Source organism: Mycobacterium sp. E3298 (genome assembly GCF_001666895.1).
Lineage (GTDB): Bacteria > Actinomycetota > Actinomycetes > Mycobacteriales > Mycobacteriaceae > Mycobacterium.
In genome coordinates this window covers 1-8,005 of the sequence record NZ_LZJB01000406.1, presented here as the reverse complement: position 1 = coordinate 8,005, position 8,005 = coordinate 1, and the positions used below count along the sequence as shown (strand labels likewise).

The following is an 8,005-nucleotide window of genomic DNA, read 5'->3' as shown; positions in this document are numbered from 1 at the left end:
CAGCGCGTCGAGCAGGTGCGCTGCATGGAGATTCACGACTACGCGAGTTACGACGGCGCAGAGGTGATGCACTACATGGGGTTTGGCCGTCCGATGGACGAGATCCCGATGCTGCTGCAACCGGGCATCCTCAGCATCGCCTGGGGCACTGCGATCCGTCAGCTGGCCGCCGGCCTGGGCATCGAGGTCGACGAGATCACCGAGTCCTACCAGCGGGAGCCGGCGCCGGAGGACTTCGATATCGCGGTGGGCCGGGTCGCCAAGGGCACCGTGGCGGTGCTGCAGTTCGAGATCCGCGGCATGGTCAAGGGCCACCCCGCGATCGTCATCGAGCACGTCACCCGGCTGCGGCCCGACTTGCGGCCGGACCTGCCTCAGCCCGCCGCGGGCGACGGCTCCTACCGCGTCGAGATCACCGGGGAGCCGTCGTACGCCGTCGACATCATCCCGAGCAGCCGCAAGGGCGATCACAACCACGCGGCGATCGCCGGCGCCGCGGGCCGCATCGTCAATGCGATCCCCGCGGTCATCGCGGCACCGCCCGGCATTCGGACCACGCTCGACCTGCCGTTGGTCACCGGCAAAGGCCTTTACGCACCAACCACTTTGGTGAGCACTTAAATCGAAAGGAGTCCCTGTGGGACGGGTAGATGGCAAGGTTGCGCTGATCAGCGGGGGCGCCCGGGGGATGGGCGCCGAGCATGCGCGGCTGCTGGCGTCCGAGGGCGCCAAGGTGGTGATCGGCGACATCCTCGACGACGAGGGCAAGGCCGTCGCCGACGAAATCGGTGACGCCGTTCGCTATGTCCACCTCGACGTGACCCAGCCCGACCAGTGGGAGGCCGCCGTCGAGACCGCGGTCAGCGAATTCGGCAAGCTCAACGTGTTGGTCAACAACGCCGGGACCGTCGCGCTCGGACCGCTGAAGAGTTTCGATCTGGCCAAGTGGCAGAAGGTGATTGACGTCAACCTGACCGGAACCTTCCTGGGCATGCGGGCGGCCGTCGAGCCGATGATCGCCGCGGGCGGCGGGTCGATCATCAACGTGTCCTCCATCGAGGGGCTGCGCGGCGCGCCAATGGTGCACCCGTACGTCGCCTCCAAGTGGGGGGTGCGCGGCCTGGCGAAGTCCGCGGCTTTGGAGCTGGCGCCGCACAACATCCGCGTCAACTCGGTGCACCCCGGCTTCATCCGCACCCCGATGACACAGCACCTGCCCGACGACATGGTGACGATCCCGCTCGGCCGCCCGGCCGAGTCGCGGGAGGTGTCGACGTTCATCCTGTTCCTGGCCAGCGACGAGTCGTCCTACTCGACTGGCAGCGAGTTCGTCATGGACGGCGGGCTGGTGACCGACGTGCCGCACAAGGCGTTCTAGACCGTCGAAGATAGGCGACCGGTCGGCTACCATCGAGGAATGCCGCGTCCGCCGAATCCCGAGGTGCGCCGTCGCCTCCTTGCCGCGGGGCTCGAACTGGTGCACGCTCGGGGATTTTCCGCGAGTGGTGTCAAGGACATCACCGACGCGGCGGGCGTCCCGAAGGGGTCGTTCTACGCGTATTTCCCAAGCAAGGAAGCGTTCGCGGCGGCGATCCTCGAGCATTACTGGGCCGACATCGAGGCGCGCCTGCTGCCGATCCTCGACGAAGCCGGTCCGGCACAGGACCGGATCACCCGCTTCTTCCATGCCCTTGCCGACGAGCACGAGGCCGGCGATTTCCTGCTTGGCTGCCTGATCGGCAACCTGTCGCTCGAGCTGGGCGGTTCGAGCGAGCCGGTGCGCGCCGAACTCGTGCGCATTCTCGATCGCTGGGGCGCCGCCCTCACCGAGTGTGTGCGGTCCGGGCAGCGGCGCTCCGGTGGCGTCCGTCGCGACCTCGCCGCTCCCGAACTCGCCTCCCAACTGATCGAGGCGTGGGAAGGTGCGGCCCTGCGGGGGAAGGTGACCCGCAGTAGGGCCCCGTACGACCGATTCGAGGCGACGACGGTCCAGGCGCTTCTGCACTGATGTGGTCGGCGGCGGAATCGTTCACGGGCGCCGCTTGTTAAATAGGCGACTGGTCATTTATTATCGAGGGACCACCCCTTCCGACCCCGAGGACGCGCCATGCCGGAGCCAACCAGAGACGCCGACCCCCAGACGCCTGGGCTGCCCGCTTCCGGCTTCGAGCTCGACCTCGACCGCGCCGCGCTGGTTCTCATCGATCCGCAGATCGATTTCCTGAGCCCGGCGGGCGCCGCATGGCAGGTGTTCGGCGACGGCGTCCGGGACAACGACGTCGTCGCCCATATCGGCGAGTTGCTCGACGCCGCGAAACGGGCGGGCATCACCGTCGCGGTGTCGCCGCACTACTTCTTTCCCACCGACAAGCAGTGGCGGTTCGGTGATCCGCTGGAGAAGTTCATGGACTCCGCCGGCATGTTCGCGCGCCAAAGCGCCTACGCGGCAGACGGATTCGTGGGCTCCGGCGCCGATTTCCTGCCGGCCTACCGCAACCACATTCACGACGGCCGGACCGTCATCGCCTCACCCCACAAGATCGTAGGCCCGGAATCGAATGACCTGGTGCTTCAGCTGCGCAAGCGCGGGGTCAGCCAGGTCGTCCTGGCGGGGATGGCCGCCAACCTGTGCGTCGAAGGCCATCTCCGCGAACTCATCGAGCAGGGCTTCGAGGTGGCCGTCGTCAAGGATGCCACGGCCGGCCCGCGCCTGCCCGAATGTGACGGCTACCTCGCCGCTTTGGTGAATTTCCGATTCCTCGCCAGCGCCGTTTGGACCACGTCCGAAGCCGTCGCCCTGCTGACCAACCCGGTAGATCCGTCGAAAACAAAGGAGTCCGAACGCCATGGCACCGAATGAAAGTCTCAGTCAACGCAGGTTCGTGCTGAACGACGGGAGCGGCGCGATCCCGGCGCTCGGGTTCGGCACCTCGCTGTCCGACAACACCAAGACGCGTGATGCCGTAAAGACCGCGGTCCAAGCGGGGTTCCGTCACCTCGACGCCGCCGAGCGGTATCGGAACGAAGCCGAGGTCGGTGCGGCCCTCAAAGATCTGTTCGCGCAACGAGCGGTCCGCCGCGAGGAATTGTTCGTGACCACCAAGTTGTGGAACAACAACCATCGACCGGAGCGGGTGCGGCCCGCCCTGCGAGCCAGCCTGGACAGGCTCGGGCTCGACGCGGTCGATCTGTATTTGGTGCACACCCCGTTCGCTTTCAAGCCGGGCGACGACCAAGACCCCCGTGACATTCACGGGGCCGTCGTCTACGACGACGGGGTCACCCTGGCGGAAACCTGGGCGGCGATGGAAGACCTTGTCGACGAGGGCCTTACGCGGGCAATAGGCCTCTCGGACATCGACGCCGACGGCACCAGAAAGATCATCGAGACCGCGCGCATCAAGCCGGCGGTCGTGGAAGTCGAGTCGCACCCGTACCACCCCCAATGGGAGCTGCACCAGCTGCGCGAGACCGACGGCATCATCTTGTTGGCCTTCGCCTCACTCGGGCACGCACTCGAACCGCGGCTGCTTGAGGACCCTCTCGTCGTATCGATCGCGCGGCGGCTCGGCAAGACGCCCGCCCAAGTGCTGCTGGCCTGGGGCATCCAGCGCGGCAGCGCGGTTCTGACCGCATCGGTTTCACCGCCGCGCATCCGCGAGAACTTTGATGTCACAACGCTTCCCGACAGCGCGATCCAAGAGATCAACGAACGTCTGGAAACTCGGATCCGGTTCAATTCCGTCGTCGACGCGGGTGAACCGGGATTCGCCGAGGTACCTCGGGGCTAGGGTCGTGTCGTGAGGGCGATGGCCGGCGTCGGCGTGCCGACCCACCTTGCCAGCGTGATACCCGGTCCCGACGGCGTCACCCGCTGCCGGTGGGCCACCCAAACGGGCCGCGATCTGACCGCGTATCACGATCACGAGTGGGGAACACCGACACACGACGAGGCCTTGCTCTTCGAGGCGCTGGTGCTGACTTACTTCGAGAACGGCCTGTCGTGGGCGACCGTGTTCGACAAGCGGGACAACCTGCGCAAGGCGTTCCACGGCTTCAACCCGGCGGCGGTCGCAGCAATGACGCCCGGCGACGTGCAAAGGTTGATGACCGATGCGTCGATCATTCGCCATCGCCGCAAGATCGAAGCCACGCTACACAACGCCCGCCTGTTATCGACGCACTCGTTGTCGCGTCTGGCCTGGCAGCATCGACCCCACAGCCACCATCGGCTCCGAACCTTCAGCGATGGCCGGCTGGTGAGTCCGGAATCGCGCCAGCTGTCAACAGCGTTGCGAGAAGCGGGTTTTCGGATGGTCGGACCCGTGGTCGCCCACTCGTTCATGCATACCGTCGGGATTGAAAACGGTCATTTCGAGGGCTGTTTCCGTGCCCCGGCGTGAGGTGCTATAACCGCGAGCATGCTGCGCAGCCTGGCCGAGGTAGTGGGATCGAACCACGTCGTCACCGATCCCGATGTGCTCGCGGGCCGCAGCGTCGACCACACCGGCCGCTATCGGGGCCGGGCCAGTGCGCTGGTGCGCCCCGGCTCGGCCGAACAGGCCGCCGAGGTGCTGCGGGTCTGCCGGGATGCCGGGTCCCACGTGACCGTGCAGGGCGGGCGCACGTCGCTGGTGGCGGGCACCGTCCCCGAGCACGACGATGTCCTGCTGTCCACCGAGCGGCTGCACGCCCTCGACCCTGTCGACACCGTCGAGCGCCGCATTCAGGTGGGCGCGGGCGCGACTCTGGCCGCGGTGCAACGGGCCGCGGGGGTCGCCGGCCTGCTGTTCGGCGTGGACCTGGCCGCGCGGGACACGGCGACGGTCGGGGGGATGGCGTCGACGAACGCCGGCGGGCTGCGCACGGTCCGCTACGGCAACATGGGCGAACAGGTCGTCGGCCTCGAGGTGGCGCTGCCCGACGGCTCGCTGCTGCGCCGCCACAGCCGGGTGCGCCGGGACAACACCGGCTACGACCTGTCGGCGCTGTTCGTCGGCGCCGAAGGCACCCTGGGGGTGATCACCGCGCTGGAGTTGCGCCTGCACCCCACCCCGGCGCGGCGGGTGACGGCGATCTGCGGGTTCGACGACCTGGCGGCGCTGATCGATGCCGGCCGGACGTTCCGGGACGTCGACGGCATCGCGGCGCTGGAACTGATCGACGGCCGGGCCGCCGCGCTGACCGGCGAGCACCTCGGGGTCGGCTCACCGGTCGACGGCGACTGGCTGCTGCTGGTGGAACTGGCCGCCGACCACGACCAGACCGACCGGCTCGCGGACCTGCTCGACGGCGCGCGAATGTCCTCCGAACCCGCGGTTGGCGTGGATGTCGCCGCGCAGCAGCGGTTGTGGCAGGTGCGTGAATCACTCGTCGAGGTGCTCGGCGTGTACGGGCCGCCGCTGAAGTTCGACGTCTCCCTACCACTGTCGTCGATCGACGAATTCGCTGCGGAGGCAGTCGATTTGATCGACGCCCACGCGCCGGAGGCGCTGCCCGTGCTGTTCGGCCACATCGGCGAGGGCAACCTGCACCTCAACGTGTTGCGCTGCCAAGTCGAGAGGGAGGAGGCGCTGTACAGGCCGATGATGGAACTGATCGCGCGATCCGGCGGCAACGTCAGCTCCGAACACGGCGTCGGCACCCGCAAGCGGGGTTACCTGGGCATGTCCCGCGAGCCCGCGGACGTCGCGGCGATGCGCACGATCAAGGCCGCGCTGGACCCGACCGGCTACCTGAACGCCGCGGTCCTGTTCGACTGATCGTTCTTGCGCCGCCTGACATAAGCTGGGATCCATGGCATCCGGGATCTTCGACACGCCCATCGTCGGAGTCGTCAACAACTTGTTCAACGGCATGATCGACGCGCCCGTCGTCGGGCGACTGGTACGACGCGGGCTGATCAAGATTCGCTACGTCGGCAGGCGTTCGGGCAAGACGATCCAGACCCCGGTCGGCTACCGCCGCTCCGGTGACGGCATCGTCATCAACGTCATGTCGCCCGATAACAAGACCTGGTGGCGGAACTTTCTCGGCGAGGGCGGTCCGATCACGCTGCTCAACTTCGACGGCGCGGACCGGACCGGACACGCGAGCGCCAGCCGAGACGAGAAGGGCCGCGTCAAGGTCGCGGTGCAGCTCGACTAATCGGACGGCGGCTTGATGCCGACCGCGTGCCGCAGCTGCGCCAGGAACTGATCGGCGTCGTCGCTGGGGACGATGTAGTGCGAGATCGCGATCCGGATGACGGTCGCCGCCTTCACCGCGGCGTTGGGTCCGGGCAGGTGGCGCTGGAGGCCCTCCCGCATCTGCGGGATGACCCCGGAGAACTGGGCGATGGTGTGCTCGGGCTCGACGTCGACCATGCGGACGCCGGAGTACGAGTGCTGGTACTCGACGATGAACCGCAGCACGGCGTCGAGCTTGTCGACCCCCTTCAGGCCCGCGGTGGCCCGCACCAGGCCGCTCTCGAAGATCTGCCGCTCGTAGCTCGAAAAGGCGGACAGCAGTTCCTCTTTGGACGCGAACCAGCGGTAGAGCGTCGGGCGGGAAACCCCCGCCTGGGCGGCGACGTCGGAAAGGCTGAGTTTGGTCTTGCCGTTGCGGCCGAGCACCTCGGCGGTGGCGTCGAGGATCCGCTGACGCGTCGAGGTGTCAGGTTCTGCGGTCTGGGCCGGCCGGCTCATATCTGCAACTCTACGAAGTGGTGGAAGGTCATTTCGCTCCCCGGCCGGACTTGGGCGGGCGCGGGCGCACCAGGACGGACTGCTGGATGGCCCCGACCGCGCCCTGCTCGTCGAACAATGTGCCGACCGTGGTGCCGACGCCGTCCGGGCCGTAACTCGTCTCGGCGCGGATGCCGATCCAGTCCCCGTCGGGAACCCGGAACACGTGCACGGCCAGATCGGTGTTGAGGAAGGTCCATCGGCTGATGTCCAGCTTGCTGCCGATGCCGTTGGCGCAGTCGGCGACGGCGAACAGGCGCTCCAGCGGTGTCATGCTCTCGCCGGTCACCAGGTCCACGGTCGGGTGAATCCACGACTCGCCCGGGCCCTCGCTGAGCGGTTCCGTCAGCCACAGCCAGTCGAGGCTGTGCACGTAGTTGCGGTCCCAGTCCCGCGCCGTCAGGTTGCGGTCGCGTGCCTCGCTGCGCGGCGCGGGCATGTCGGGCGCGGCGTGGGCCACCTCCCGGGTGTCCAGCGTCTGCAACCGCCAGCCGCTGGCGCGCGCCACCGGGCGGGGCTCCCCGTCGGGACCGGGCGCCAGCATCTCGGCCCCGACCAGTTCGATCTGCTTGCCCCCGCGCTGCACCCGCGCGTTGACCCACAGGTCACCCTCGGCGGGAACCCCGCCCAGCAGGTCGATGACGACGCGGGACAGGCGGGTGTCGTCGCGCTGTTCGCACCGCTCCAGGGCGCGGACCAGCAGCGCGGACACCGGCCCGCCGTGCTGGATCGCGGCCGACCAGGTGCCGCGCGCCAGGTCGGTGGCCCGGAACTTCTCCCCCAGCGGGTCGGCGCCGTCGACGAGCTCGTAGTAGGAGTCGGTCATCCTCAATCTCTCGTCAGGGCAGGCCGGCGCCGGGGGTGGTCACGGTGACGGCGTCCAGCCGGGACAGCCGGGTCCCGACCAGGCGCTGGGGATAGGCGTCCGTGCTGGACAACAAGAACAGCGTCCGGCGCTCGGGGCCGCCGAGAGCGCAGGCGATGGCGACGCGCTCACCCATGTCGATGCGGTCGGTGACGGCGCCGCCCTCGATGATCCGCTCGAATTGGTGGGCCAGCGTCATCGACGCCCACACCGCGCCGTCGGCGTCGAGCGCGATGCCGTCGGGCGGACCGTCGAGGCCCTCGGCGAAAACGCGGCGGTCGGCCAGCCCGCCGTCCTCATCGATCGTGAACGCGGTCAGCCGACGGCCGATCGACTCGGCGACGATCAGGGTCCGGCGATCGGGCGTGATCACCATGCCGTTGGGAAAGTCGAGGTCTTCGGCGACGACGCGGGC

10 protein-coding genes and 1 pseudogene are annotated in these 8,005 nt (G+C 68.2%); 8 read left to right on the top strand and 3 right to left on the bottom strand.

The window, feature by feature from the left end; genetic code table 11:
• From A9X05_RS19415 to A9X05_RS19380, 8 genes and pseudogenes are all read left to right on the top strand, one after another.
• Window positions 1-621 (top strand): annotated as a pseudogene (locus A9X05_RS19415) (diacylglycerol kinase); the annotation flags it as partial.
• 16 nt (window positions 622-637) lie between these two features.
• Window positions 638-1,378, top strand: a complete 741-nt coding sequence (locus A9X05_RS19410; protein WP_067755234.1) for a glucose 1-dehydrogenase — start codon at window positions 638-640, stop codon at window positions 1,376-1,378.
• Window positions 1,379-1,417: 39 nt separating this feature from the next.
• Window positions 1,418-2,008 (top strand): TetR/AcrR family transcriptional regulator, encoded by a 591-nt coding sequence (locus A9X05_RS19405; protein ID WP_067755231.1) that lies wholly within the window; start codon window positions 1,418-1,420, stop codon window positions 2,006-2,008.
• A gap of 99 nt (window positions 2,009-2,107) precedes the next feature.
• Window positions 2,108-2,860 carry a cysteine hydrolase gene (locus A9X05_RS19400; RefSeq protein ID WP_067755228.1) on the top strand — a complete coding sequence of 251 codons (753 nt, stop codon included), beginning with the start codon at window positions 2,108-2,110 and terminating at the stop codon, window positions 2,858-2,860.
• Window positions 2,847-3,791: an aldo/keto reductase gene (locus tag A9X05_RS19395; protein ID WP_067755225.1), complete on the top strand. Its 945-nt coding sequence runs from the start codon at window positions 2,847-2,849 to the stop codon at window positions 3,789-3,791. Before A9X05_RS19400 ends, A9X05_RS19395 begins: the two co-directional genes overlap by 14 nt.
• 18 nt (window positions 3,792-3,809) lie before the next feature.
• Window positions 3,810-4,403, top strand: a complete 594-nt coding sequence (locus A9X05_RS19390) for a DNA-3-methyladenine glycosylase I (RefSeq protein ID WP_067755346.1) — start codon at window positions 3,810-3,812, stop codon at window positions 4,401-4,403.
• A gap of 18 nt (window positions 4,404-4,421) precedes the next feature.
• Window positions 4,422-5,762 carry an FAD-binding oxidoreductase gene (locus A9X05_RS19385; RefSeq protein ID WP_067755222.1) on the top strand — a complete coding sequence of 447 codons (1,341 nt, stop codon included), beginning with the start codon at window positions 4,422-4,424 and terminating at the stop codon, window positions 5,760-5,762.
• Between the two features lie 34 nt (window positions 5,763-5,796).
• Entirely contained in the window at window positions 5,797-6,147 is a 351-nt protein-coding gene (locus A9X05_RS19380) for a hypothetical protein (protein ID WP_067755218.1), read from the top strand.
• Here A9X05_RS19380 and A9X05_RS19375 read toward each other — a convergent pair.
• The 3 genes from A9X05_RS19375 to A9X05_RS19365 all read right to left on the bottom strand — a co-directional run.
• Window positions 6,144-6,686: a TetR/AcrR family transcriptional regulator gene (locus A9X05_RS19375; RefSeq protein WP_067270068.1), complete on the bottom strand. Its 543-nt coding sequence runs from the start codon at window positions 6,684-6,686 to the stop codon at window positions 6,144-6,146. The two genes, A9X05_RS19380 and A9X05_RS19375, sit on opposite strands and share 4 nt — an antisense overlap.
• 28 nt (window positions 6,687-6,714) lie before the next feature.
• Entirely contained in the window at window positions 6,715-7,551 is an 837-nt protein-coding gene (locus A9X05_RS19370) for a thioesterase family protein (RefSeq protein ID WP_067755215.1), read from the bottom strand.
• A 13-nt stretch (window positions 7,552-7,564) separates the two neighbouring features.
• A partial coding sequence (locus A9X05_RS19365) for an SMP-30/gluconolactonase/LRE family protein (protein ID WP_197499132.1) occupies window positions 7,565-8,005 on the bottom strand: 441 nt, incomplete at its 5' end.